Annotated in this window: 23 protein-coding genes; 14 read left to right on the forward strand and 9 right to left on the reverse strand. The window is 63.4% G+C overall.

Going from position 1 to position 24252, the window contains the following annotated elements:
• Positions 1 to 19: 19 nt before the first annotated feature.
• Positions 20 to 412 carry a hypothetical protein gene (locus CAG46_RS09695; protein ID WP_256575067.1) on the reverse strand — a complete coding sequence of 131 codons (393 nt, stop codon included), beginning with the start codon at positions 410 to 412 and terminating at the stop codon, positions 20 to 22.
• A gap of 520 nt (positions 413 to 932) precedes the next feature.
• On the reverse strand, positions 933 to 2330 hold the full coding sequence (locus CAG46_RS09700) for a PAAR domain-containing protein (RefSeq protein ID WP_085615150.1): 1398 nt from the start codon (positions 2328 to 2330) through the stop codon (positions 933 to 935).
• A 225-nt stretch (positions 2331 to 2555) separates the two neighbouring features.
• On the opposite strand from CAG46_RS09700, the gene CAG46_RS09705 reads away from it, so the two are divergent.
• Positions 2556 to 3278 carry a pirin family protein gene (locus CAG46_RS09705; protein WP_085615148.1) on the forward strand — a complete coding sequence of 241 codons (723 nt, stop codon included), beginning with the start codon at positions 2556 to 2558 and terminating at the stop codon, positions 3276 to 3278.
• 126 nt (positions 3279 to 3404) lie between these two features.
• Here CAG46_RS09705 and CAG46_RS09710 read toward each other — a convergent pair whose 3' ends face one another.
• Complete coding sequence (locus CAG46_RS09710) at positions 3405 to 3698, reverse strand: DUF1330 domain-containing protein (RefSeq protein WP_025339641.1); 294 nt, start codon at positions 3696 to 3698, stop codon at positions 3405 to 3407.
• A gap of 78 nt (positions 3699 to 3776) precedes the next feature.
• Between CAG46_RS09710 and ribBA the strand changes: the two genes are divergently transcribed.
• The 7 genes from ribBA (at position 3777) to CAG46_RS09745 (ending at position 12087) form a co-directional block, all read left to right on the forward strand.
• A complete protein-coding gene (gene ribBA, locus CAG46_RS09715) occupies positions 3777 to 4898 on the forward strand; it encodes a bifunctional 3,4-dihydroxy-2-butanone-4-phosphate synthase/GTP cyclohydrolase II (RefSeq protein ID WP_075045596.1) in 1122 nt (373 codons plus the stop codon).
• Positions 4899 to 5251: 353 nt separating this feature from the next.
• Positions 5252 to 6277: an ABC transporter substrate-binding protein gene (locus CAG46_RS09720; protein WP_025339643.1), complete on the forward strand. Its 1026-nt coding sequence runs from the start codon at positions 5252 to 5254 to the stop codon at positions 6275 to 6277.
• Complete coding sequence (locus CAG46_RS09725; protein WP_015270844.1) at positions 6274 to 7191, forward strand: ABC transporter permease; 918 nt, start codon at positions 6274 to 6276, stop codon at positions 7189 to 7191. Before CAG46_RS09720 ends, CAG46_RS09725 begins: the two co-directional genes overlap by 4 nt.
• Before the next feature lie 6 nt (positions 7192 to 7197).
• A complete protein-coding gene (locus tag CAG46_RS09730; protein ID WP_015270845.1) occupies positions 7198 to 8007 on the forward strand; it encodes an ABC transporter permease in 810 nt (269 codons plus the stop codon).
• A gap of 19 nt (positions 8008 to 8026) precedes the next feature.
• Positions 8027 to 9175 carry an ABC transporter ATP-binding protein gene (locus tag CAG46_RS09735; RefSeq protein ID WP_085615146.1) on the forward strand — a complete coding sequence of 383 codons (1149 nt, stop codon included), beginning with the start codon at positions 8027 to 8029 and terminating at the stop codon, positions 9173 to 9175.
• A 239-nt stretch (positions 9176 to 9414) separates the two neighbouring features.
• Positions 9415 to 10722 (forward strand): substrate-binding domain-containing protein, encoded by a 1308-nt coding sequence (locus CAG46_RS09740; protein ID WP_085615144.1) that lies wholly within the window; start codon positions 9415 to 9417, stop codon positions 10720 to 10722.
• A 300-nt stretch (positions 10723 to 11022) separates the two neighbouring features.
• Positions 11023 to 12087, forward strand: a complete 1065-nt coding sequence (locus CAG46_RS09745; RefSeq protein WP_025339646.1) for a TerC family protein — start codon at positions 11023 to 11025, stop codon at positions 12085 to 12087.
• A gap of 133 nt (positions 12088 to 12220) precedes the next feature.
• Here the strand turns inward: CAG46_RS09745 and CAG46_RS09750 are convergent, their stop codons facing one another.
• On the reverse strand, positions 12221 to 13450 hold the full coding sequence (locus CAG46_RS09750; protein ID WP_085615142.1) for an acyl-CoA dehydrogenase: 1230 nt from the start codon (positions 13448 to 13450) through the stop codon (positions 12221 to 12223).
• A 140-nt stretch (positions 13451 to 13590) separates the two neighbouring features.
• Between CAG46_RS09750 and CAG46_RS09755 the strand changes: the two genes are divergently transcribed.
• The gene (locus tag CAG46_RS09755; protein WP_013973160.1) at positions 13591 to 14517 is read left to right on the forward strand and encodes a LysR family transcriptional regulator; all 927 of its coding nucleotides are present in this window, start codon (positions 13591 to 13593) and stop codon (positions 14515 to 14517) included.
• A 195-nt stretch (positions 14518 to 14712) separates the two neighbouring features.
• Positions 14713 to 15867, forward strand: a complete 1155-nt coding sequence (locus CAG46_RS09760; protein ID WP_085615140.1) for a cysteine desulfurase family protein — start codon at positions 14713 to 14715, stop codon at positions 15865 to 15867.
• Between the two features lie 7 nt (positions 15868 to 15874).
• Here CAG46_RS09760 and CAG46_RS09765 read toward each other — a convergent pair whose 3' ends face one another.
• The 3 genes from CAG46_RS09765 to nfsB all read right to left on the reverse strand — a co-directional run bounded on the left by CAG46_RS09765 (position 15875) and on the right by nfsB (position 17562).
• A complete protein-coding gene (locus CAG46_RS09765; protein WP_015270851.1) occupies positions 15875 to 16312 on the reverse strand; it encodes an RES family NAD+ phosphorylase in 438 nt (145 codons plus the stop codon).
• Positions 16309 to 16758, reverse strand: a complete 450-nt coding sequence (locus CAG46_RS09770) for an antitoxin Xre/MbcA/ParS toxin-binding domain-containing protein (RefSeq protein WP_013973163.1) — start codon at positions 16756 to 16758, stop codon at positions 16309 to 16311. The genes CAG46_RS09765 and CAG46_RS09770 overlap by 4 nt, the downstream gene beginning before the upstream one ends.
• A gap of 150 nt (positions 16759 to 16908) precedes the next feature.
• On the reverse strand, positions 16909 to 17562 hold the full coding sequence (nfsB, locus tag CAG46_RS09775; RefSeq protein WP_085615138.1) for an oxygen-insensitive NAD(P)H nitroreductase: 654 nt from the start codon (positions 17560 to 17562) through the stop codon (positions 16909 to 16911).
• A gap of 104 nt (positions 17563 to 17666) precedes the next feature.
• Between nfsB and CAG46_RS09780 the strand changes: the two genes are divergently transcribed.
• Genes CAG46_RS09780 through CAG46_RS09790 form a run of 3 tightly spaced genes read left to right on the forward strand, consistent with a single transcriptional unit; the run spans position 17667 to position 20103 of the window.
• A complete protein-coding gene (locus tag CAG46_RS09780; RefSeq protein WP_085615136.1) occupies positions 17667 to 18590 on the forward strand; it encodes a LysR family transcriptional regulator in 924 nt (307 codons plus the stop codon).
• A 47-nt stretch (positions 18591 to 18637) separates the two neighbouring features.
• Positions 18638 to 19468, forward strand: a complete 831-nt coding sequence (locus tag CAG46_RS09785) for an AraC family transcriptional regulator (RefSeq protein WP_085615134.1) — start codon at positions 18638 to 18640, stop codon at positions 19466 to 19468.
• Positions 19469 to 19518: 50 nt separating this feature from the next.
• On the forward strand, positions 19519 to 20103 hold the full coding sequence (locus CAG46_RS09790; protein WP_085615132.1) for a LysE family translocator: 585 nt from the start codon (positions 19519 to 19521) through the stop codon (positions 20101 to 20103).
• A gap of 172 nt (positions 20104 to 20275) precedes the next feature.
• Here CAG46_RS09790 and CAG46_RS09795 read toward each other — a convergent pair whose 3' ends face one another.
• The gene (locus CAG46_RS09795) at positions 20276 to 21475 is read right to left on the reverse strand and encodes a sugar transporter (RefSeq protein WP_085615130.1); all 1200 of its coding nucleotides are present in this window, start codon (positions 21473 to 21475) and stop codon (positions 20276 to 20278) included.
• Between the two features lie 204 nt (positions 21476 to 21679).
• Between CAG46_RS09795 and CAG46_RS09800 the strand changes: the two genes are divergently transcribed.
• Positions 21680 to 22999, forward strand: a complete 1320-nt coding sequence (locus CAG46_RS09800) for a hypothetical protein (RefSeq protein ID WP_085615387.1) — start codon at positions 21680 to 21682, stop codon at positions 22997 to 22999.
• 178 nt (positions 23000 to 23177) lie between these two features.
• On the opposite strand, the gene calA is transcribed toward CAG46_RS09800, so the two are convergent.
• Entirely contained in the window at positions 23178 to 24230 is a 1053-nt protein-coding gene (gene calA / locus CAG46_RS09805; RefSeq protein ID WP_085615128.1) for a vanillin reductase, read from the reverse strand.
• Positions 24231 to 24252: the final 22 nt, after the last annotated feature.

The following is a 24252-nucleotide window of genomic DNA, read 5'->3' on the forward strand; positions in this document are numbered from 1 at the left end:
CTAGGCGGGTCTTTTGCTTCTATGGCGGAAATGGCCCGCAGGCTTCAATGAATCTGCCATCGGTGCGGCTATCTATGGCACCGTCCGCCCCGATGTAGATATCAATACTTGGCCATCTGGGTTTGGCCCGGATGCAGTGCGATTTCCCACGGTTGTTCCAATACAACTCCATGAAAAACTGGTCGTTCGGGAAGATATGCCCTGCGCCTCCTGTGGCTTCACCCGGGTAGATCTCTCCTTTTGATATATCGTGCTGGACATTCAAGATGTAGCCGAGACGCCCCTGCCCTTTGTCAGAAAAATGAAAACTTACCCGGGGTGTGGCAACATACCAAAAGATAATAGGCGTAAGCATTATCATTACTACCCAGCGCCAGATATGCCGATTCGGTTTATTTGCAGACGTGATCACGTTTGCTATCTCCCGGTTTGAACGTAGCATCGGTGAAGACAAAGCCTGCGTGAGCAGGCTTTGTCGTGTGGCCTTACAACTCGAAGCAGTTCATTACTTCAAATAAGAGACCGACGGGTCTCTTTATGGCTATTATTTGCCGAGTTCAATGATGGTCCAGGCTGCAATTACCCATGTGCATGCAACAGCATTACACCAAAAGGAGATTTGCAGGCGCCGCTTGAGAGGGATAGGACAGTTCCGACAGTCTTCAGCATTCAACAGCCCTCTACGAACAACCAGCACAGGGAAAACTGCTCCCAGCATAACGCCTGAAACAATCATTGCCCTCGTTCGGATCGATATCGTGGTCCAATATTTCAGATCTTCTTTCAGGCCCGGGCTGTTCTGAAACGCCGAGCAAAGCTCCTCAAAGCGCCTCCCCATCGTTAAACGGTAGTGAACTCCAAGTCCGACAGCCCCGATGACAAAGGGCGCCAATAGAAATGCAAGCCGCAAGTTGATAGGCCACGCTGTGAACTCAGTCATAGAGTTTCTCGAACAGTAACTCACCTGTCGTCTCTCCAAGACCTTCGCCCATTTTGCTCAAAGCAAATGAAGCACTGCCAACCAACAAAACTCCGCAAGCCACTTTGCCGTATATGCCAAATGCACAAACCAGTTGGGATGCATCAGCCGCCAGTTTTGCGCCTGCCATTCCCCCGGCTAACCCACCCGAGAAGCTCCCGGTCTCTGTGAATCGGATTTTCTTGCATGCTTCGGTCTCACCTGCGCGGCAAGCTTCATGAACCTTCAGATAAGAGGAGCCACCGCCAAGCCCGATCCCGATCCAGCCGCCATACTTGAGATACTGTGAAGTCTTCGCCACTTCGTCCAGATGCGTTGCATACCCAGGTATCTGCCCCGGCGCACCTGCCTTCTTCCAGTGATGTACAACGCTTTTCGTGGAGATGCCGAGGTCTCGGCGCAAGGTGTCATGACTGCCCAGATTTAATGCCTTGTTCAAAAAACCGACCCGCAGTTGCGCCCCGAGTTGCTGATAAAGCTCCCTACGCGCAGCAAAGAAACTCGGACTGTTCAAATGGCCATATACCGCGAACTCTCGTTGATGCAGAGCCTCGATTCCCCTCAACGTATCCTTGACCTGCCCCAACCCTCGTTCGAGCATGTCCTTGCCCACGCCCATCGACTGGCTCGCCCCATTGAGCACTCCAGCAATCTCGCCGATGTGTTCCATCATGAAGTTGGCTTCTTCATGGGAGAGAATCGATAGCGACTCCCGCGCCCTCTCTGCCACCATGATCAGCTGGTTCTCCTCAAAGCTGCAGGCATAGCCACTACTCGGGCTGCCGAGGACAAAAATCTCGCCCGCCTTGAACCCTTCGGGAAAGGTCGGATTCAGGCGTTGCAGCAGCGAGACAGGCAGCAGGCTATTTGTTGCGTCCAGGCTTTGCAGCACCTCCTCGAATGACATGCTGCGCTGCACGATATGGAAACCCGGCTCCAATATTGCCATTGAGTCGCGTTCAAAAGCGCTAAAAGCCTGGGCTGGGGTCTGCTCCGGTGAGGAAGGCGAACTCCGGGTGGTAGGCGACGATGGCGCTGTCTGAGTTGCACGGCCACCCGCAGAGTGAACCGCAGACCTTGCAATGACCCGGTTATTGCCCTCTGGACAGCCACACTTGACCAGCGCCCCGTCTACCACAGCTGGTTTTCCTTCAATGTTGAAGAAAGGCAGCCCTTCAACGATTACACCGGGCTTCTTGCATTCCGGGCACTCTGTCGTGGTGTCCCCCAGGCGCAGAGCACGCTGGTCGTTCCCCCGATAATTGGTACTGCTGGCCATGCAGACCGCCCCGGTGGTGGTGAGGTCTCCATCGAGTGCCTGTCCTTTGCCATGTATCGATATGCGTGTCATGAGCAACTCCCTGTATGGAAATCCCGACGCTATCACCGGCAAAACAGAAAGAGACCGAGCGGCGGAAAACTCAGAATTGCCCTACAAAAACCTGAGGCAACTGTCACGAATTACAAGACAGTCATTCCTTTCAGACACTATTTTTTAAAGAAATAGGTGACAGTAAAGTTATCTCCATAGACAGCACGGCAGCCCTCCCGGCCCCGGCATTCAAGGAGAATCACCATGCTCACCGTCCGTAACGCCAAAGACCGCGGCCTGGCCTTTCATGGCTGGCTGAAATCGTTCCACACCTTCTCCTTCGGCCACTACCGCAATCCCGACGAGCAAGGTTTCTCGGACCTGCTGGTGATCAACGACGATCGCGTCATACCCGGCAAGGGCTTTGGTCAACACCCGCACCGCGACATGGAGATTTTCTCCTACGTGCTGGAAGGCGCGCTGGAGCACAAGGACACGCTGGGCACCGGCTCGGTGATCCGCCCGGGCGATGTGCAGCTGATGAGCGCTGGCCACGGCGTGGCCCACAGCGAGTTCAACCACAGCCAGGTGCAGCCGGTGCACTTCCTGCAGATCTGGATCGTGCCGAACGTGCAAGGGGCAACACCGCGCTACCAGCAACAGCATTTCAGTACCGAGGAAAAGCGCGGCAAGCTGCGCCTGATCATCTCGCCGGATGGCGCCGAGGGGTCGTTGCAGGTACGGCAGAATGCGCGGGTGTATGCCGGCCTGTTCGACGGTCACGAGCGTGCCACCCTGACCTTGCCGGAAAACCGCCATGCCTATGTGCATGTGGCGCTGGGCAGCATCGAGCTCAATGGGGAAGTGCTGAATGAAGGGGACGGGGTGCGGGTGAGGCAGGAACAGGTGCTGGAGCTGAGCAACGGGGTGGATGCCGAGGTGCTGGTGTTCGACCTGCGGCCGCATGAATTGCCTGGCATGCCTTGAGTTTCTGCTTCGACAGTAATGGCCCTATCGCCGGCAAGCCAGCTCCCACAGTTGCTGCACAGTATCTGAAACCTGTGCAGTACCTGTGGGAGCTGGCTTGCCGGCGATAGGGCCATCAGCCATCACTCAGGGCTCGAACCCTTCGACGATGATCACCTCAGCCTTCGCCACCCCCTGGCGATGGCTGCAAGCCTCCTGGTACAGCTCGGACCGGTAACACGCCAGCGCCTGCTCGTACGAATCGAACTCGATCACCACGCTACGCTGAGGGGTAGGCCGCCCTTCCATCGCCTCGCTACGCCCGCCACGGGCGAGGAAGCGGCCGCCGAATGCCTTGAAGGCAGCCGGGGCGCGCTGGGTGTACTGCTGGTATTGCTCGGGGTCGGTCACGTCCACATGGGCGATCCAATAGGCCTTCATGCGTTGCTCTCCTGTTACGGCGATATTTGTGTATGATGGTATACCATAATAATCACCCCGCCACAGTGAGCGTGCAACATGGCTTTCAACACCATCGAAGAACTTCTCGAGGACTACCGGCAAGGCAAGATGGTCCTGCTGGTGGATGACGAGGACCGGGAAAACGAAGGCGACCTGCTGATCGCCGCCGAGCGTTGCGACGCCCAGGCCATCAACTTCATGGCCCGTGAAGCGCGCGGGTTGATCTGCCTGACCCTGACCGACGATCACTGCCAACGCCTGGGCCTGGAGCAGATGGTGCCGGCCAACGGCAGCGTGTTCAGCACTGCCTTCACCGTGTCGATCGAGGCGGCCACGGGCGTTACCACCGGTATTTCCGCTGCCGACCGGGCGCGTACCGTGGCGGCGGCCATGGCCCCCGACGCCCGCCCCGAAGACCTGGTGCAACCCGGCCACATCTTCCCCCTGCGCGCCCGCGAAGGCGGCGTGTTGACCCGCGCCGGCCACACCGAAGCCGGCTGCGACCTCGCGCGCCTGGCCGGGTTCACCCCGGCGTCGGTGATCGTCGAAGTGCTCAACGACGACGGCACCATGGCCCGTCGCCCGGACCTGGAGGTGTTCGCTGCCCGGCATGGCATCAAGATCGGCACCATCGCCGACCTCATCCACTACCGCCTGAGCACCGAGCAGACCATCAAGCGCATCGGCGAACGCGAACTGCCGACCGTGCACGGCACCTTCCGCCTGGTCACCTACGAAGACCGCATCGAAGGTGGCGTACACATGGCCATGGTCATGGGCGATATCCGCCGCGAGCAGCCGACCCTGGTGCGGGTGCACGTGATCGACCCGCTGCGCGACCTGGTCGGCGCCGAATACGCCGGCCCTGCCAACTGGACGCTGTGGGCGGCGCTGCAGAAAGTGGCCGAGGAAGGCGCCGGCGTGGTGGTGATCCTGGCCAACCATGAGTCCTCGCAGGCGCTGCTGGAGCGCGTGCCGCAGCTGACCCAGCCGGTGCGGCCTTACCAGCGTGGGCAATCGAAGGTGTACTCGGAGGTGGGTACAGGCGCGCAGATCCTGCAGGACCTGGGCGTGGGCAAGCTGCGCCACCTGGGCCCGCCGCTGAAATACGCGGGGCTGGCGGGGTATGAGCTGGAGGTGGTGCAGAGCATCCCCTTCGAGCCCGGACTGGTGAGCTGATACAGGCCCCTGTAGGAGCGGCCTTGTGTCGCGAAAGGGCCGCGAAGCGGCCCCGACAATTCATGTGTCGACGCTGAAATCCGGGGGCCGCTTTGCGGCCCTTTCGCGACACAAGGCCGCTCCTACAAAGGTTCGCGGCAAATTGCAGAGGATGGAGTGATGGCCGGTAGCCTCATGCCTCTTGCCAAAAGCTTGGAATACCATAATATGATATCCCGTAGACCTTGAATCTGCAGGCCGGCACCTACAATCAAAAACGGCCAAAAACACTTTGTTTTAGCTGCTCCCCGAACACTGTTGGCGGGCGCACCACAAGCCCCGCCTCGAATAACAAAAGCAACGAGGGCGTAACCATGCTGTTGAGCAAACGTGTAACCGCAGTGCTGTCCGCCAGCCTGCTGACCCTGGCATGTCAGGCCGCCCAGGCCGCCGACAGCCTGAACTTCGTCAGCTGGGGCGGTACCACCCAGGACGCCCAGAAAGAAGCGTGGGCCGCACCCTTCACCAAAGCCACCGATATCAAGGTCGTCCAGGACGGCCCTACCGACTACGGCAAGCTCAAGGCCATGGTCGAGAGCGGCAACGTGCAGTGGGACGTGGTCGACGTCGAAGCCGACTTCGCCCTGCGTGCCGCCAGCGAAGGCCTGCTCGAACCCCTCGATTTCACCCAGATCAAGCGCGACAAGATCGACCCGCGCTTCGTCTCCGACCATGGCGTCGGCTCGTTCTTCTTCTCCTTCGTGCTCGGCTACAACGAAGGCAAGCTCGGTGCCAACAAACCGGTGGACTGGACCGCACTGTTCGACACCAAGACCTACCCTGGCAAGCGCGCCCTGTACAAATGGCCCAGCCCAGGCGTACTGGAACTGGCCCTGCTGGCCGACGGCGTAGCCCCCGACAAGCTGTACCCGCTGGACCTGGACCGCGCCTTCAAGAAGCTCGACACCATCAAGAAAGACATCGTCTGGTGGGGCGGTGGCGCCCAGTCGCAGCAACTGCTGGCCTCGGGTGAAGCCTCGCTCGGCCAGTTCTGGAACGGCCGCGTCTATGCCCTGCAGCAAGACGGTGCACCGGTGGGCGTGAGCTGGAAGCAGAACCTGGTCATGGCCGACTTCCTGGTCATCCCCAAAGGGGCCAAGAACAAGGACGCGGCCATGAAGTTCCTGGCCAACGCCAGCAGCGCCGAAGGCCAGGCCGAGTTCGCCAACAAGACCGCCTACGCGCCGGTGAACGTCGACAGCGTGGCCAAGCTGGACAAAGACCTCGCGCAGAACCTGCCGACCGCCTACGCCCAGGATCAGGTCACCCTCGACTTCGCCTACTGGGCCAAGAACGGCCAGGCCATCGCAGCCCGCTGGAATGAGTGGTTGGTCAAATGAAAGTCGCCATCAACGCCCTGCATAACGCGCAAGGTGCCCCCACGGGCACCGGCGCCCCGGGAACGGCCCCCCGCCGCGTCAGCCTGAGCCAGCGCTGGAAAGGCAGCCGCAATTTGCTCCCGGCGCTGCTGTTCCTTGGCCTGTTCTTCTTTGCCCCGCTGGCCGGCCTGTTGCTGCGCGGGGTGCTGGAGCCAACGCCGGGCCTGGGCAACTACGAGCAGCTGTTCGCCAACTCGGCTTATGCGCGGGTACTGTTCAACACCTTCTCGGTGGCCGGCGTGGTCACCCTGATCAGCGTGCTGCTGGGCTTCCCGCTGGCCTGGGCAATTACCCTGGTGCCCAAGGGCTGGGGCCGCTGGTTGCTGAACATCGTGCTGCTGTCGATGTGGACCAGCCTGCTGGCGCGCACCTACTCGTGGCTGGTGCTGCTGCAGAGCTCGGGGGTGATCAACAAGGCGTTGATGGCCATGGGTATCATCGATGCCCCGCTGGAAATGGTGCACAACCTGACCGGCGTGGTGATCGGCATGAGCTACATCATGATCCCGTTCATCGTGCTGCCGCTGCAGGCAACCATGCACGCCATCGACCCGATGGTGCTGCAGGCCGGCTCGATCTGCGGCGCCAGCCCGTGGACCAATTTCTGGAAGGTGTTCCTGCCGCTGTGCCGCTCGGGGCTGTTCTCCGGGGCACTGATGGTGTTCGTGATGTCGCTCGGTTACTACGTCACCCCGGCCCTGCTGGGTGGTGCGCAAAACATGATGCTGCCCGAATTCATCATCCAGCAGGTGCAGTCGTTCCTCAACTGGGGCCTGGCCAGCGCCGCCGCCGCACTGCTGGTGGTGATCACCCTGGTGCTCTTCTACCTGTACCTGAAGCTGCAGCCGGAATCCCCGGTCGGCAACGCGAGGTAAACCGCCATGCTCCTGTCTCCCAATGCCATGGGCCGCCCGCTGCGTACGGGCCTGTACCTGACCACCGGGGTCATCGCGGCCTTCCTGCTGCTGCCGGTGGTGTTCATCGTGTTGCTGTCGTTCGGCTCGTCACAGTGGCTGGTGTTCCCGCCACCGGGCTGGACCTTCAAGTGGTACGGCCAGTTCTTCTCCAACCCGGAGTGGATGGACGCCGCGCTGGCCAGCCTGAAGGTGGCCGTGCTGACCACCATCGCCGCCGTGCTGCTCGGCCTGCCCACCGCGTTTGCCCTGGTGCGTGGCCGCTTCCCCGGCCGCGAGCTGCTGTACGGGCTGTTCACCATGCCGATGATCGTGCCGTTGGTGATCATTGCCGTGGCGGTGTACGCGCTGTTCCTCAAGCTCGGCTACACCGGCACGCTGTTCGCCTTCGTGGTCAGCCACGTGATCGTCGCCCTGCCCTTCACCATCATCTCGATCATCAACTCGCTGAAGCTGTTCGACCAGTCGATCGAGGATGCCGCAGTGATCTGCGGCGCCTCGCGCCTGCAGGCGATCTTCAAGGTGACCTTCCCGGCCATTCGCCCAGGGATGATCGCCGGCGGCCTGTTCGCCTTCCTGGTGTCGTGGGATGAAGTGGTGCTGAGCGTGATGATGGCCAGCCCCGACCTGCAGACCCTGCCGGTGAAAATGTGGACCACCCTGCGCCAGGACCTCAGCCCGGTCATCGCCGTGGCCTCGACCCTGCTGATCGGCCTGTCGCTGCTTGTCATGTTCATTGCCGCCGCCTTGCGCCGGCGCACCGAAGCCAACGCCTGAGCGCGCGGAGAAAACAACAATGAGTGCACTGATCAAAGACAACGCGCACGGCAAGACCCTGGTCAGCCTGCGCGGCCTGAACAAGCACTACGGCGACTTCACCGCCGTGGACAACCTCGACCTGGAAATCCAGGACGGCGAGTTCCTGACCTTCCTCGGCTCCAGCGGCTCGGGCAAGTCCACCACCCTGTCGATGCTGGCCGGCTTCGAAACACCGAGCAGCGGCGAGATCCTGGTCGAGGGCCAGTCACTGGTCAACGTGCCGCCACACAAGCGTGACATTGGCATGGTGTTCCAGCGCTATTCGCTGTTCCCGCACCTGAACGTGCGCGACAACATCGGCTTTCCGCTGGCCATTCGCAAGCTCGGCGCCAGCGAAACCAGCAAGCGCGTCGATGCCATGCTCAAGCTGGTGCAGCTGGAGAAGTTCGCCCACCGCAAGCCGTCGCAGATGTCCGGTGGCCAGCAGCAGCGCGTGGCGATCGCCCGGGCGCTGGTGTACGAACCGCGCATCCTGCTGATGGACGAACCGCTCGGCGCGCTGGACAAGAAGCTGCGCGAAGACCTGCAGGATGAACTGCGCCAGTTGCACCGGCGCCTTGGCATCACCATCGTCTACGTCACCCACGACCAGGAAGAAGCCATGCGCCTGTCCCAGCGCATCGCCATCTTCAGCCATGGCAAGATCGTCGGCCTGGGCACCGGTTACGACCTGTACCAGAACCCGCCGAATGCCTTCGTCGCCTCGTTCCTGGGCAACTCCAACTTCCTGCGGATCAAGGCCAGCAGCAATGGCGCGGGCAGCTTCGAGGGCCAGCCGGTAGCCATCCGCCTGACCCCGGGCCTGGCCGCCTCGCAGGATGCACTGATCATGGTGCGCCCGGAAAAGGCCCTGGCCCTGACCGCCGAACAGGCCGCGCGCGAGCCGCTGCCGGCGGGGTGGAACGAGGTCAGCGCCAAGGTTGGCGAAGTGCTGTTCCTGGGCGAGAGCCAGACCTGCCATGTGGTAACTGCGGGCGGTACCGAGCTGACGGTCAAGGCTTTGTCGGCGGCGGGCATGCCGATGCAGCCGGGGGATACCGTGAAGGTGCGCTGGGCGGTGGCGGATGCGTGCATCTATACCGAGTGGGCAGAAAGTGACCTGAGCAAGTCTGCCGGGGCGCATTGATACCGCTGGAGCCGCTTTGCGGCCCTTTCGCCGGCAAGCCAGCTCCCACAGTTACAGCGCAGGTTTCAGGGTTGGCAAGGCCCCTGTGGGAGCTGGCTTGCCGGCGATGGGCTGCACAGCAGCCCCATTGACGCGAACTTACAAGCATCAGGCAAAGCCAACTGCCCTATGGACTGTCACATTATCATCACGCCACTGTCGTAATCTGCCGGCCATCTCTATGCCATAGGCCTTCCGGCATGCCCCGCCTGCTTGTCTTGCTGCTCACCCTGCTGCCGCTGGCGACCCTGGCCGAGCCCGCTCACCTGCGCGTGCAAGGCTCCAACACCATCGGCGCGGCCTTGCTGCCAGCGCTGGTGCAAGGGCAATTGCGCGCGCAGCAAGCTACCGCCATCGAACAATACCCGGGCACGCTGGCCAACGAGACTGTCATCACCGCTCGCGATACGCGTGGCCAGCCTTTGCGCATCGACATCGCCGCACACGGTTCCAGCACCGGCTTCGTCGCCCTGGGCCATGGCGAGGCCGACCTGGCCGCCGCGTCGCGGCCGATCAACGACAACGAAGCAAGCCAACTGCAGGCTTTGGGCGACCTGCGCGCAGCTTCCGCCGAACAAGTCATCGGCCTGGATGGCGTTGCCGTCATCGTTCACCCCGATAACACGCTGCCACAACTCACCACGGGGCAACTGGCACAGATTTTTGCAGGGCAGATCCAGCGCTGGGAGCAATTGGGTGTTGCCGGTGGGGCCATCCACCTGTACGCCCGTGACGATCGCTCCGGTACCTTTGAGACCTTCAAGGCACTGGTGCTGGAACCTCAGCACGGCGAGCTTTCGCCCAAGGCCCAACGCTTCGAGTCCAGCGACGAGTTGGCCGCGCGAGTGAGCACCGACCGCCAGGCCATCGGTTTCAGCAGCCTGGCGGCCGTGCATGGGGCCAAGGTGCTGGCGGTGGCCGAAGGTGACGCGCCGGCCATGCTGCCGGAGCGTGCACTGGTGGCCAGCGAGGATTACCCGCTATCGCGGCGCCTGTACTTCTACCTGCCGGCCAACCCCAAGCCCCAGGCCAAGGCCCTGGCCGATTTCGCTCAGAGCCCGGCAGGCCAGGCGATCGTCGCCCAGCAGGGTTTCGTTGCGCAGCAGATCGAGGCCCAACCTGTAGCCCCCCAGGCCGACATGCCGCCGCGCTATCGCACCCTTGCCCAGCAGGCGCAGCGATTGAGCGTTAACTTCCGCTTCCAGGAAGGCAGCGCCAGCCTCGACAACAAGGCCCTGCGCGATGTGCAGCGGGTGGCCGACTACCTGCGCCAAGCGGGCAAGTTGCGGCGCAAGGCGGTGCTGGTGGGCTTTGGCGACCCCAAGGAGACACCCGGCCGCGCCGCCCTGCTCTCCCGCCTGCGGGCTCAGGCGGTGCGCCGCGAGCTGGCGCGCGATGGCGTGGAGGTGCTGGAGGTTACGGGGATGGGGGATGAACTGCCAGTGGCAGGGAACGAACTGGAGCAAGGGCGACTGCGTAATCGCCGGGTGGAAGTGTGGGTTTATTGAACGGTAGGCCTGCTCTGGCCTGACCGGTGTAGGAGCGGCCTTGTGTCGCGAAAGGGCCGCAAAGCGGCCCCGGCAATTCTGTGGCGATGCCAACCCTGTGGGGGCGCTACGCACCCCTTTCGCGACACAAGGCCGCTCCTACACGGCGCCCTGGCAAAGAAATGTAACAGCTCCCCATTCGGCATCACCGGCAAACGGGTCTAGGCTCAAGCCCATGTGATACCGGGCCCCTCTGACGGCTGCCAGGCCGCCATGTCGGATCACTGTTGCCATGCAACGTCGACATTGAAGGAGGGGCTCATGACAGCTCTACAGACATTCCTCACCACCCCGTTCCTCGGTACCAGCACCTGGTTGTGGCTGGTGTTCATGGCCATCGTCATAGGTTTGCTGGTACTCGACCTGGGCGTGCTGCACCGCCACGACCGGGAAATCGAAATGCGCGAGAGCCTGCTGCTGTATTCGGGCTATTTCAGCGTCGGCGTGCTGTTCGGCGCCGGGGTCTGGTACCAATTGGGCGCGCAGTCGGCGCTGGAGTTCTACACCGGGTTCCTGGTCGAGCAGTCGCTGTCGATGGACAACGTGTTCGTCATGGCGATGATCTTCAGCTATTTCGCCATCCCCCGCCGCTACCAGCACCGCGTGCTGTTCTGGGGCATCCTCGGGGTGGTGTTCCTGCGGGCGATCATGATCGGCGTGGGCGCGGCGCTGGTGCAGAACTTCGCCTGGGTACTGTATATCTTCGGTGCCTTCCTGCTGTTTACCGGGGTGAAGATGGCGCTGTCGAAGGAGGACAGCCGCCCCGACCTGGCCAACAACCCGATCCTAAAGTTCGTGCGCCGGCACATGCGGGTCACCGAGCAGATCCACGGCTCGCACTTCTTCGTGCAGCAGACCCCGCCCGGGCAGCACAAGGCGCTACGCCATGCCACCCCGCTGTTCATGGCGCTGGTGCTGATCGAACTGGCCGACCTGGTATTCGCCGTCGACAGCGTCCCGGCAATCTTCGCCATCACCCAGGACCCATTCATCGTCTATACCTCGAACATCTTCGCCATCCTCGGCTTGCGCTCGCTGTATTTTGCGCTGGCGGCGCTGATGCACCGGTTCGTTTACCTCAAGTACGCGCTCGCGCTGGTGCTGATCTTCATTGGCTGCAAGATCTTCTACCACGGCATGGTGGGCAAGGTGCCAGCGTTGCTTTCGCTGGGGGTGACGTTCGGGTTGTTGCTGGGTGGGGTGGTGGTTTCGCTGGTCAAGACGCGGGGGGAGAAGCCGGAAATCAAGGGTGCTCAATCCAGACAGCCTTCAAATGCCGATCGCACAGTCAGCGAGAAGGAGGAAGACCCGCAGATGCGGGTCTGACCATCCAGAGTGAGCCTTCAAGGGCCTCTTCGCGGGCTTGCCCGCTCCCACAGGTATTGCGCACAGCTTGAAGGCGGCACAGTTCCTGTGGGAGCGGGCAAGCCCGCGAAGAGGCCGGAACAGGCGGGCAAAATCATCGCCCGCTACGCATCATCTCCGCCGGCACGTACTTGCCAATCTCATACTTGCCAATCGCCGCCCGGTGCACTTCATCCGGTCCATCGGCCAGGCGCAAGGTGCGCTGCATGGCGTACATGTAAGCCAGCGGGAAATCGCCACTTACCCCTGCCCCGCCATGAATCTGGATCGCCCGGTCGATCACCTTCAGTGCCACGTTCGGCGCCACTACCTTGATCTGCGCAATCTCGCTGCGGGCGACCTTGTTGCCGACCGTGTCCATCATGTACGCCGCTTTCAACGTCAGCAGCCGGGCCATGTCGATCTCCATGCGCGAGTCGGCGATCTTGTCGACGTTGCCGCCCAGACGCGCCAGTGGCCGGCCGAAGGCGGTACGCTCCACCGAGCGCTTGCACATCAGTTCCAGCGCGCGCTCGGCCATGCCGATCGAGCGCATGCAGTGGTGGATACGGCCGGGGCCAAGGCGCCCCTGGGCAATCTCGAAGCCACGGCCCTCACCCAGGATCACGTTCTCATACGGCACCCGCACGTTCTCGAAGAGCACCTCGGCGTGGCCATGGGGAGCATCGTCATAGCCGAACACCGGCAGCGGGCGGACGATCTTCACCCCAGGCGTATCGGTGGGCACCAGTACCATCGAGTGCTGCTGGTGGCGTGGCCCTTCAGGGTCGGACAGGCCCATGAAGATCATCACCTTGCAGCGCGGGTCGCAAGCGCCGGAGGTCCACCACTTGCGGCCGTTGATTACCCATTGGTCACCGTCACGCACGGCGGTGGCGGCCATGTTGGTGGCATCCGAGGAGGCCACGTCCGGTTCGGTCATGGCGAACGCCGATCGGATCTCGCCACGCAGCAGCGGCTCCAGCCACCGGCGCTTCTGCGCTTCGCTGCCATAGCGCACCAGCACTTCCATGTTGCCGGTGTCTGGCGCCGAACAGTTGAACGGCTCCGGACCGAGCAACGAACGGCCCATGATTTCTGCCAGCGGGGCGTATTCCAGGTTGCTCAGGCCGGCACCGTATTCCGATTCGGGCAGAAACAGGTTCCACAGCCCTTCGGCGCGGGCCTTGGCCTTGAGTTCTTCCATGATCGCGGTGGGCTGCCAGCGGTCGCCCTCGGCGACCTGGCGCTCGAACACCGCCTCGGCGGGGTAGACATAGGCGTCCATGAACGCGCTGACGCGCTCACGCAGTGCCTGGACCTTGGGCGAATAGGCGAAATCCATCGGGGCTACCTTCACGGTTCGGAGTACATGGGCCAGAGCCTAGAGCAGCATGGCCCCATCCACCTAGTCTATTTTCCGCGTGTATAAACATTCATAACCGATATATGATCGACCCATAATTCCAACAAAGAGCGGCGCCCATGAACCTCAGCAAGGTCGACCTCAACCTGTTCATCGTGTTCGATGCGATCTACACCGAAGCCAACCTGACCCGCGCCGGGCAGATCGTCGGCATCACCCAGCCGGCAGTGTCCAACGCCCTTTCGCGGCTGCGCGAAACCTTCAACGACCCGCTGTTCGTGCGTACCGCGCAAGGCATGGTGCCCACGCCCATGGCGCAGAACATCATCGGCCCGGTGCGCAACGCCCTGGCACTGCTGCGCACCTCGGTGCAGGAAAGCCGCATCTTCAACCCGCAACAGGCCAACAAGACCTTCCGCATCAGCATGACCGACCTGACCGAAGCGGTGATCCTGCCGCCGCTGTTCCAGCGCTTGCGCCGCCTGGCGCCGGCGGTGCTGATCGAAAGCTTTTTGTGCAAGCGCCGCGAGACCACCAAGGAACTCGCCGCCGGCCGCCTGGACTTCGCCATCGACGCACCGTTGAACACCGACCCGCAGGTACGCCACGTCAAACTGATGCAAGACCGCTATGTCTGCGCCCTGCGCCAGGGCCACCCGCTGGCCGACAGCAAGCTGACCCTCGACAACTACCTGGGCATGACCCACATCCATATCTCCAGCCGCCGCAACGGCCTGGGCTATGTCGACCTGGCCCTGGGCAAGATGGGCGTGCAGCGCAAGGTTGCCTTGCGCTCGCAGCACTACCTGATGGCCTCGCAGGTGTTGCAGCAGACCGACATGGCGATGACCGTCCCCGAGCGCTTCGCCCGCCGCCATCAGTTGCGTTACCAGCCACTGCCGGTGGAGGTGCCTGCGCTGGAAACGCACCTGTACTGGCATGAAAGCACCGATCAGGACCCGGCCAACCGCTGGATGCGCGAGCAGATCACCGAGTTGTGCGAACGTGTGGTGGCCGAGGAAGAGAGGGCCTTGGAACCAGCCTGAAGAGGCTCACGAGGGGCCTTTGCTGAGCCCCTCGCGATGCGGAGAAAAATTTTCCAGGAAAAGCTCAATAATGAGAAATTTTTATTGCGCATCCTGAGAATAGAGCCGTTGGAAGGGAAAAAATTTCTCTCGAACAGCGGGTACGCTTGCCCCAACGATCGCCGATTTCACGGCGACAGAAACGGACCCGCCCCAATGCCCAGCGCCCCGCTCTACTTCGATTACGCCGCCACCACTCCGGTCGACGACCGGGTCATCGAAACCATGCTCGCCTGCCTTGGCAGCCAGGCCAACTTCGGCAACCCGGCGTCCAGTGGCCATGCCTTCGGCCAGGCCGCCCGCCACGCCGTGGAGCAGGCCCGCCAGCAAGTGGCCGAACGCGTCGGCGCACAAGCCGATGCACTGGTCTGGACCTCAGGTGCGACCGAGTCCAACAACCTGGCGCTCAAGGGCATTGCCCAGGGCCTCGGCAAACCCGGGCACCTGATCACCAGCCAACTGGAACACAAGGCCGTGCTCGACACGGTGGCCGAACTGGAGCGCCAGGGCTGGGCCGTTACCCGCCTGGCACCGGATGCCGTCGGCCTGATTCAGCCTGCGGCGGTGCAGGCAGCGTTGCGCGCCGACACTCGCCTGGTATCGCTGATGGCGGTGAACAATGAACTGGGCACGATCACCGACTTTGCCGCGATTGGCGAACAGGTACGTGCCCACGGTGCCCTGCTGCACGTGGATGCGGCGCAGGCGGTGGGCAAACTGGCCATCGACCTGAGCGCCATGGCCGTGGACCTGATGTCGTTCTCGGCGCACAAGGTGTATGGGCCCAAGGGCATCGGTGCGCTCTACGTCGGGCCACGCGCCCGCACGCTGATGCGTGCGCAGATGCACGGTGGCGGCCATGAGCAAGGCCTGCGCTCCGGCACCCTGGCGACCCACCAGATTGCCGGCATGGGCAGCGCCTTTGCCCTGGCCGGCCAGCCCGGCGACAGCGAACACCAGCGCCTCGAGCAACTGGCCAGGCGCCTGCGCGAAGGCCTGCTGGCCCTGCCCGGCGTCACCCTCAACGGCTGCGCCAACCAGCGCATTCCCCATACGCTGAACCTGTGTATCGACAGCAAGGGTTTCAACAGCGCGGCGCTGGCCAGTGAGCTGGCGTTGTCGACCACCTCGGCATGCAACTCGGCGAGCAATGCGGCCTCGCATGTGCTGCTCGCGCTGGGGCTGGATGAACGCCAGGCACGCAACAGCGTGCGGCTGAGCATCGGGCGTTTCAGCAACGACGCTGAAGTGGACAAGGCGCTCGAAGTGTTTGGCCGGGTGCTGACAGCGGCATCAGCGGCACTTTGGTGAACCGGCCCTAGAACAGCCGGCTGTCCGGGGTGAAGTCCTCGACCTCGAGCCTGGCACTGTTTGCCTGCGGATGGCGCGGGTTGAACAGGTAATTGGTAGTGCTGGGCATGATCGCGCTCGGCACCGGCAGCAGCAATGCCGAGCACTCATCCAGAAAGCGGTTGCCCAGGCCCCGGGTCAGTTCGGTCTGGCTCGACCAGCCAGGCTGCAAGGCGGGCAACTGCGCTTGCGAAACGGTGTCGGGCAACTCGATACGCAGCAGCCGCATGGTGGTGGGGAAATCCTCAGGGTCGATCTCCAGGTGCACCAGCACCTCCAGCATTGCCCCAGCCGGGCTGGTGGCGGCATACACCACTGGCCGGCCCGCCTGGTGCCAGCGGCCGCTGACACGCAAGCCGCCCGTTCCGCTCAAGTCTGCATAGGCGCTGATACGCCACAGAATCACAGGCCGAAGCCCTCGGCGATCTGCAGCAACATCTCTTCGACCTGGGTGGTGCCCTGCTGGGTGGTGAGCATCTGCATCGGCGTCAGCCCCGAGAAGCGCTCCTTGGGCTTGGACAGCCAGCGCTTGGCCTTGCCCGCCTCACCGAACACGGCTTCGGCCATGGCGGTGATATGGGCCGAGCGGAACAGCCGGTCGCTTTCTTCCACGGTCAGTGGCTGGTCACGTTCGATGCGGGTTTTCAGCGTGCGCAGGGGAATGATCTGGTCACGCTCCACAGGGGTGAACACGCCGAGTTCGGTCAGTTTCACCAGCCAGGTGGCAGCGAAGCCATGGGTGATGCGGGTGTGAATTTCGAAGTCACTGGCGAGTTCGGGGATTTCCAGCAGTGCATGCAGGCGCGCCCGGTACTCGTGGTAACCGTTGTCGCGAAGCACTTCGGCAAGCATGGCGCTCTCCTTTCCGGCGTTTGCCGACAAGTATGCGGCATATGCCGGACATATGCCAGTTCATGAGGCCTGTGAATGCCTTGAAGGCGATGCCATCCTGTGGGAGCGGCCTTGCGTCGCGAAAGGGCCGCAGGGCGGCCCCTGGCAATCTCACAGGAAGGTGAACACCTGCGAAGCCGGCAACCGCGACTTGTTCAAGCCAGCGTTGAAGTCCGCCTCGCTGCGATAGCCCAGGCTGAGAATGACCACACTGGTGAACCCACGCTCGCGCAAGCCCAGCTCGGCATCGAGAATATTGCTGTCGAAGCCCTCGATCGGCGTGGCATCCAGCCCATGTGCCGCAGCCCCCAGCAAGGCAGTACCCAGCGCCAGGTAGGTCTGCTTTTCCATCCAGTGCTGCACGTCCTTCTGGTCAAAGCGGTGCAGGTCGACGTAATGCCGGCGGCTCTGGTTCTGCCCGGCACGCGCCTGATCATCGCGGAAGCGGCCATCGGCAGCTTCCTGGTCGAGCACGGCATTCAGGTGCGCTTCGGTCATTTCGGTGCGGGTGCAGAACACGATCACATGCGAGGCATCGAGGATCTTCGGCGAATTGTAGGCATAGCGCTCTGTGGTGCTCTTGGCCAGGCGGGCCTTGCCTTCGGCGCTGTCGGCAACGATGAAATGCCACGGCTGCGAGTTGACCGAAGACGGGCTGTGACGCAGTTGTTCGAGCAAGGCATCGACAGTGGCCTGGGGAATACGGCGCGAGGCGTCGTAGGCTTTGGTGGTGTAGCGGCGTTTGGCCAGCGAGACGGTATCCATGCAACAACTCCGGGAATGAACAGGGGATTTGCCGGGCATCTTATCTTTCCTGCAGAAAAGAAAAACCGGCACAATGCAGCAACACTTTCATCCCTGGAGTGAAAATGCTGCGCATCGCCGACCTCGAACTGTTCGTCCGCAGCAGCGTGCTGGGCAGCTTCACCGCCGCCGCTCACGAGGCCGAACTGCTGCCGGGCCAGGTGGCCGCCGCGATCAAGCGCCTGGAGCGCGACCTGGACGTGCGCCTGTTCGCACGCACCACCCGCAGCCTGCGCCTGACCGCCGAAGGCGAGTTGTACCTGCCGACGGCCCTGAATGTGCTGGAGAGCCTGCGCCAGGGGCGTGAAGACCTGCATGGCAACGCCAACACCCTGCGCGGTACCCTGCAGGTGTCGGCACCGTCCGACCTGGGCCGCAACATGCTGCTGCCGTGGCTGAGCGCCTTCCGCCGCGAGCACCCGGCCCTGCACCTGCGCTTCCTGCTGTCCGACCAGATCGCCGACCTCAACCGCGACCCGGTAGATGTGGCGATCCGTTATGGCCTCAACCAGGACGCCAATTACATTGCCCTGCCGCTGGCCGACTGGAACCGTCGGGTGCTGGTGGCCGCGCCCGACTACCTGGCTCGTCACGGCCGCCCGCTCACCCCCGACGCCCTGCAGCAGCATGCCTGCCTGCTGTACATGCAGCACAACCGGGTCTACGACAAGTGGCGAGTGGGCAACCGCACCGTGCAGGTGCGCGGGCCACTGGTCAGCGACGATGCCGACGTGATCCGCCGCCTGGCCTTGCAGGGCGAAGGCATCGTCTACAAGTCGTGGCTGGACGTAAGCGCCAACATCGCGGCCGGCGAGCTGGAAATCATCCTCCCCGAGCACCTCGGTGAGCCCGCCCCGGTCACCCTGGTGTGCCCGCACCGCAAGCAGCTCACGCCCGCGGTGGCGCAACTGCACCTGTGGCTGCGCGAACGCTTCGAGGCCTTGCGTAACCGGGCGCTGACCAACGGCTGCACAATCGTTCCAGACTGAGCCTGGCCGTTGCGCTAAGGTAGCGATTTCTGCCACGGCACGCCCCCATGAGCAACTGGATCGACCTCAAGCAAGACGCCGACACCGGCATCGAGTCGGTCCGCGCGCATTTCATCGGGCATGCCTACGACCCGCACTGGCACGACAGCTTCCTGGTTGGCGTTACCGAGCAGGGCGTGCAGCAATTCGATTGCCGACGAGTACGCCATCGCAGCACGCCGGGGCACGTGTTCCTGCTGGAGCCCGGTGAAATCCATGACGGCCATGCGCCCACCGAGGACGGCTTCACCTATTCGACCCTGTACCTGGAACCCACCTGGGTGGACAGCCAACTGCGGGCACTGTTCGAACACGCGCCAAGCGACAGCCTGCCCAGCTTCGCCGATACCTTGTGCCACGATGAGCGCCTGGCGCGTGCCACTGCCCTCGCCTTCCAGGCCGTGCATACCCAGGACTTGCGCATTGTCCGGCAGACGGCCATGGACGACCTGCTGGCCTGCCTGACCCGCCACCTGCACTGGCGCCGGCGCCTGAACCCGGACCCGCGCCTGCCGCTGACCGCGCAGCGCGCGCGGGATTACCTGCACGCCAACCTGGAGCGCGACATCGGCCTGGAAGACCTGGCCCAGGCCTGTGGCATCGACCGCTTCCGCCTGACCCGCGCGTTCAAGGCCGCATTCGGCCTGGCGCCACATGCCTATCTGATCCAGCTGCGCCTGGCCCGGGCGCGGCGCCTGCTCGCCCGGGGCCAGACACCCACCGAAGTGGCCATGGCCCTGGGCTTTGCCGACCAGAGCCACCTGGGGCGCTGGTTCCGCCGTGCCTACCAGCTGACCCCGGCCGACTACCGCAGGCGCTGCTCAAACCTTCCAGACTGAAAGGCGGCAGGCAGCGAGCATGGTGCTTCGTTTATCCGGAGCCCTTGATCATGTCGCAGTCGTTGTTGCCCTTCATCCTGTTTGCCCTGGTGTCCAGCATCAGCCCGGGGCCGACCAACTTGTTGATACTCGCCCACGGCGCCCGCGTTGGCCTGCGCGCGAGCCTGGCGCCGATCGTGGCGGCCTGCGGTGCAGCAGCAGCGATCGTGCTGATGGTGGGCCTGGGGCTGGGTGAACTACTGCTGCGCCACCCGCTGGCCCAGCAGTTGATGAGCTGGGCCGGGGTTTTGTGGTTGAGCTGGCTGGCGTGGAAGATGCTGCGCAGTGCTGCCGCCCCGCTGCAGGCGGCCACGGCGCAAGGCTTCAGTGCACTCAGTGCAGCCTCGTTGCAGGTGGTGAACCCCAAGGTGTGGTTGATGGCCGTGGCGGTGGTCGGAGTGTTTGCCGCGCCGTCGTTGCCGGTATGGCAACTGGCGCTGGTGTTCTTGCTGATTGCCCTGCCCTGCATGGCGGCGTGGGCGCTGCTGGGGGTGGGCAGCGCGCGATGGTTTCAGGCACCGCGGCGGTTGCGGGTGTTCAACCAGGTGTTGGCGGGGGTGTTGTTGATTTCTGCGTGGGCTGCCGTACTGGCTTGAGCCTGCAACAGGTGTTCCCACAGACCTGCAGAGGACCTGTAGGAGCGGCCTTGTGTCGCGATGGGGCGCGCAGCGGCCCCCGGCGATATCCGCGGTAACGCTGAAATCCGGGGCCGCTGCGCGCCCCATCGCGACACAAGGCCGCTCCTACAAAGAACGCGCCAGCCCCAGATCAGTGCGTCAGCGCCTCGCGGAACCGCCGGGTGCTGGCCACAGCCAGCAGCAACCCGGCCACCGCCACGCTACCGCCCACCAGGCCGATATCCGCCACGTCCAGCTGGCTGCTGACGATACTGCCCAGCAACGCACCACCGCCAATACCGATGTTGTAGATACCCGAGAACAGCGCCATGGCCACATCGGTGGCATCGGACGCCAGCTTCAGGGTCTTGGACTGCAGCGACAGGCTGAAACTGAGGATCGCCACACCCCAGAACATGCTCAACACGGCAAACATGTAGAAGTTGCCCGACAGCGGCAACAGCAGCAAAAGGCACGCCGCCAGCAGGCCGATCGACCCTACCAGGAAGCCATGCGGGAAGCGGTCGCTGTAACGGCTGAACAGCAATGAGCCGAACACCCCGGCACCGCCGAACAGCAGCAGCAACAACGTGGTGCGCTCACCGCCTATCTGCGCCACGTGCAGGGCGAACGGCTCGATGTAGCTGTAGGCAGTGAACTGCGCGGTAATCACCAGCGTCACCAGCACATAGGTGATCACCAGCGCCGGGCGCTTGAACAGGATCGGCAGGCTGCGCAGCGAGCCCGAGTTCTGGCTGGGCAGCAGCGGCAGCGACTTCATCAGGCACAGCATGGTCGCCAGCGCCACCCCGGCAATGCTCAGGAAGGTGATGCGCCAGCCCAGCGCCTCACCCACCACGCGGCCCAGCGGAATGCCCAGGACCATGGCCAGGGTGGTGCCAGTGGCCAAAAGTCCCAGCGCCTTGGCCTGCTGCCCGGGCGGCGCCACGCGCACCGCCAGGGACGCCGTGATGGCCCAGAACACCGCATGCGCCAGGGCAATACCGATGCGGCTGACCAGCAACATGGCAAAGCTCTGCGACAACCACGACAGCAAGTGGCTGACGATGAACACCAGGAACACGAACAGCAACAGGCGCCGCCGCTCGATGTTGCGGGTCAGCAGCATCATCGGCAGCGAGGCCAGCGCCACCACCCAGGCGTAGATGGTCAGCATCAGGCCGACCTGCGCGGTGCTCATGTCGAAGCTGCGGCCAATGTCGCTGAGCAGCGCCACCGGGACGAACTCGGTGGTGTTGAAGATGAAGGCCGCCAGGGCCAGGGCAATGACGCTCAGCCAGCTGCCGCTACCCGCCGTGGGTGGCATGTTGGTGGGTGTGGGTCCGTTCATGGGTGCAAACCGCTTCTCCGCAGGCAAGGCAACAGGACGCACGCCAGCCACCCGCTTGCCGGGGTGTGGACGCACGCTTTGTTATTGGAAGGAATGCCCGGCATGGTACGCGTCAAGCCGGGGGCTCACAACCGCGAGGCGGGCAGAAGGAGTAACATGCGCGCTTTGTGCGAACGCGTATGCAACAAGGAGCCCGATCCGCTCATGGACCAGCAGCACTCCCAGCAGCAACAGTGGCAGCAGGCGGTCACTGCCTATGCCCAGGCCGTCAACGACTATGTCGCGCAGAGCTGCGCGCAAGGCTGGGATGACCTCGAAGAGCCCCTGCCGCAAGCCACCGATCATTTGCTCGATGCCTGGCTGCAAGCCCTGCAAGCCGCCAACCGGCCTGGCGTCGAAGCCTTCGAACAGCAAGCCTTCCGCGAAGCCTGGCCGCCCGCCCATCACCCATTGCTGCCGCTGATCAAGGAGCACGGGCAAGGCATCGGCAACGTCCTGCTGCTGGAGGATGGCAGCCTGCTGGCACGCATCGGCATGCCGCATGACAAAGGCCAGGTAGTGCGCATCGACGCTGTCGGGGTGACCCCGGTGATCGGCGTCGATCACTTCGGCCGCTGCCCGGCCCGCCGCTATTTCGCCCTGGCCAATGCCGAGGGCATACGCGTGACCGATGGCTGGGGCGGCCCGCAGGTGCTGCGCCTGGCCTGGCCCACGGGGTTGGAGGGGTTGCCGCCGGGTTACCCGTTTGAGCCATTCGACCTGCCGCCCACGCCGACCGCGCTGATCCCCTTCCCGGATGGCCAGCGGGTGCTGCTGGTGAGTGCCGAGGGTATCTTCCTGCTGACGCGCCACGGCGCGACCCGCCTGCTGCCGCACCAGGCGCGGGTGCTCGACGAGCTGGACGAAGGCACCGACCCCGACGACATCAGCCTCGGGCTGAGCATGGAGCACGGTGCGGTGTCGGCGGATGGCCGGTTGATCGTGGTCGGCGAGCAAGGCAGCCGTCACCTGGTGCTGGACGACCAGCTCAGGCCCGTGGCGGCAATCGGCCCGGCCAGCGAGTATCCGCACTTTGCGCTGTTCAATCGCGCGGGTGACCAGTTGATAGTCAATGCCTGCCATTTCTACAGCGGTGCCACGCTGGCTGTCAGGGTGGCCGACTTGCCGGGGCTGGATACCGACTACTACAGCCAGGACCCGCGTACCCCGCTGGTACAGGATGGTGCACGGGTGTATGCCGGCGTGGCGCGCGACGGCGAGTACATCGTGGGGGATGCCTATGGTTATCTGCGGGCATTTGGCGAAGATGGCATGGAGCATTGGCAGCATTACCTGGGGTCGACCATCAGTGCGCTGGATATCAGTGCGGACGGGCGTACGCTGGTAGCGGCGAGCCATGCCGGGTTCGTTTCGGTGATTGCCCTGGACAACGGGCGGCCGGCCTGGCAGATCGGTACCGGGGCGCATGGCGAGGTACGGCGGTGGTTGTTCTGGAAAGGCTGGGACAGGGCATTGGCCTGGTAACAGATCCAGCATTTTCATTGCCTGTACCGGCCTCTTCGCGGGTGAACCCGCTCCCACAGGGACATCACAGGCGCCAAGGTCTGTGCAGTCTCTGTGGGAAGGTTCAATACAGAACCTGAAACCTGCACGATACCTGTGGGAGCGGGTTCACCCGCGAATAGGCCGGGGCAGGCAACCATCAGCCCTGCAAAGTAGCCATATCGATCACGAACCGGTACTTCACGTCCCCGGCAATCATCCGCTCATACGCCTGGTTGATGTTGCGGATATCCAGCAACTCGATATCACAACGAATCGCGTGCTCGGCACAGAAATCCAGCACTTCCTGGGTCTCAGCAATACCACCGATCAACGACCCCGCCAGCACCCGGCGCTTCATCACCAGATTGGCCGCATGCACCGCCGGGTCGATCGGCTCGATCAGGCCGACCAGGATGTGCACGCCATCGAATTTCAGGGTTTCCAGGTACGGGTTGAGGTCGTGCTGCACCGGGATGGTGTCGAGCAGGAAGTCGAAACGGCCCGCCGCGGCGTGCATCTGCTCGGCATCGGTGGACACGATCACATGGTCGGCACCCTGGCGACGGGCTTCCTCGGCCTTGGCCTGGGAACGGGTGAACAGGGTCACTTCGGCGCCCAGCGCCTTGGCCAGCTTGATAGCCATGTGGCCCAGGCCGCCCATGCCGAGGATGCCGATCTTGTGACCAGGGCCGACACCGTGGTGCTTGAGCGGCGAATAGGTGGTGATGCCAGCGCAGAGGATTGGCGCGGCACTGGGCAGGTCCATGCCGGCCGGGATGCGCACCACGAAGTGCTCGCTGACCACGATGCTGCTGGAGTAACCGCCCATGGTGTTGCTACCGTCGACCCGGTCCGGGGTGGCGTAGGTCATGGTCGGGCCTTCCAGGCAATATTGCTCCAGGTCCTTGGCACAGGCTTCGCAGTGGCGGCACGAGTCGACCATGCAGCCAACGCCGACCAGGTCACCGACCTTGTGCGCGGTCACTTTGTCGCCCACCGCGGTGACGCGGCCGATGATCTCGTGGCCCGGCATCAGCGGGTACACGGCAATGCCCCATTCGTTGCGCGCCTGGTGAATGTCTGAGTGGCACACGCCGCAGTACAGGATATCGATGGCGACGTCGTCAGGGCGCGGGCTGCGACGCTCGAAGGTCATGGGAGCCAGAGGGCTGGTGGGGGTCTGGGCGGCGTAACCGATGGCGGTGTACATGCAGGGCCTCGCTATGAAGTGA

The organism is Pseudomonas sp. B23(2017), assembly GCF_002113725.1.
In the GTDB taxonomy this organism is placed as follows: domain Bacteria; phylum Pseudomonadota; class Gammaproteobacteria; order Pseudomonadales; family Pseudomonadaceae; genus Aquipseudomonas; species Aquipseudomonas putida_Z.

Coding starts and splice junctions, on each gene's coding strand:
- CAG46_RS09700 (WP_085615150.1), bottom strand. CDS start 2,330: ATGACACGCATATCGATACATGGCAAAGGACAGGCACTCGATGGAGAC.
- CAG46_RS09705 (WP_085615148.1), top strand. CDS start 2,556: ATGCTCACCGTCCGTAACGCCAAAGACCGCGGCCTGGCCTTTCATGGC.
- CAG46_RS09710 (WP_025339641.1), bottom strand. CDS start 3,698: ATGAAGGCCTATTGGATCGCCCATGTGGACGTGACCGACCCCGAGCAA.
- ribBA (WP_075045596.1), top strand. CDS start 3,777: ATGGCTTTCAACACCATCGAAGAACTTCTCGAGGACTACCGGCAAGGC.
- CAG46_RS09720 (WP_025339643.1), top strand. CDS start 5,252: ATGCTGTTGAGCAAACGTGTAACCGCAGTGCTGTCCGCCAGCCTGCTG.
- CAG46_RS09725 (WP_015270844.1), top strand. CDS start 6,274: ATGAAAGTCGCCATCAACGCCCTGCATAACGCGCAAGGTGCCCCCACG.
- CAG46_RS09730 (WP_015270845.1), top strand. CDS start 7,198: ATGCTCCTGTCTCCCAATGCCATGGGCCGCCCGCTGCGTACGGGCCTG.
- CAG46_RS09735 (WP_085615146.1), top strand. CDS start 8,027: ATGAGTGCACTGATCAAAGACAACGCGCACGGCAAGACCCTGGTCAGC.
- CAG46_RS09740 (WP_085615144.1), top strand. CDS start 9,415: ATGCCCCGCCTGCTTGTCTTGCTGCTCACCCTGCTGCCGCTGGCGACC.
- CAG46_RS09745 (WP_025339646.1), top strand. CDS start 11,023: ATGACAGCTCTACAGACATTCCTCACCACCCCGTTCCTCGGTACCAGC.
- CAG46_RS09750 (WP_085615142.1), bottom strand. CDS start 13,450: ATGGATTTCGCCTATTCGCCCAAGGTCCAGGCACTGCGTGAGCGCGTC.
- CAG46_RS09755 (WP_013973160.1), top strand. CDS start 13,591: ATGAACCTCAGCAAGGTCGACCTCAACCTGTTCATCGTGTTCGATGCG.
- CAG46_RS09760 (WP_085615140.1), top strand. CDS start 14,713: ATGCCCAGCGCCCCGCTCTACTTCGATTACGCCGCCACCACTCCGGTC.
- CAG46_RS09770 (WP_013973163.1), bottom strand. CDS start 16,758: ATGCTTGCCGAAGTGCTTCGCGACAACGGTTACCACGAGTACCGGGCG.
- nfsB (WP_085615138.1), bottom strand. CDS start 17,562: ATGGATACCGTCTCGCTGGCCAAACGCCGCTACACCACCAAAGCCTAC.
- CAG46_RS09780 (WP_085615136.1), top strand. CDS start 17,667: ATGCTGCGCATCGCCGACCTCGAACTGTTCGTCCGCAGCAGCGTGCTG.
- CAG46_RS09785 (WP_085615134.1), top strand. CDS start 18,638: ATGAGCAACTGGATCGACCTCAAGCAAGACGCCGACACCGGCATCGAG.
- CAG46_RS09790 (WP_085615132.1), top strand. CDS start 19,519: ATGTCGCAGTCGTTGTTGCCCTTCATCCTGTTTGCCCTGGTGTCCAGC.
- CAG46_RS09795 (WP_085615130.1), bottom strand. CDS start 21,475: ATGAACGGACCCACACCCACCAACATGCCACCCACGGCGGGTAGCGGC.
- CAG46_RS09800 (WP_085615387.1), top strand. CDS start 21,680: ATGGACCAGCAGCACTCCCAGCAGCAACAGTGGCAGCAGGCGGTCACT.
- calA (WP_085615128.1), bottom strand. CDS start 24,230: ATGTACACCGCCATCGGTTACGCCGCCCAGACCCCCACCAGCCCTCTG.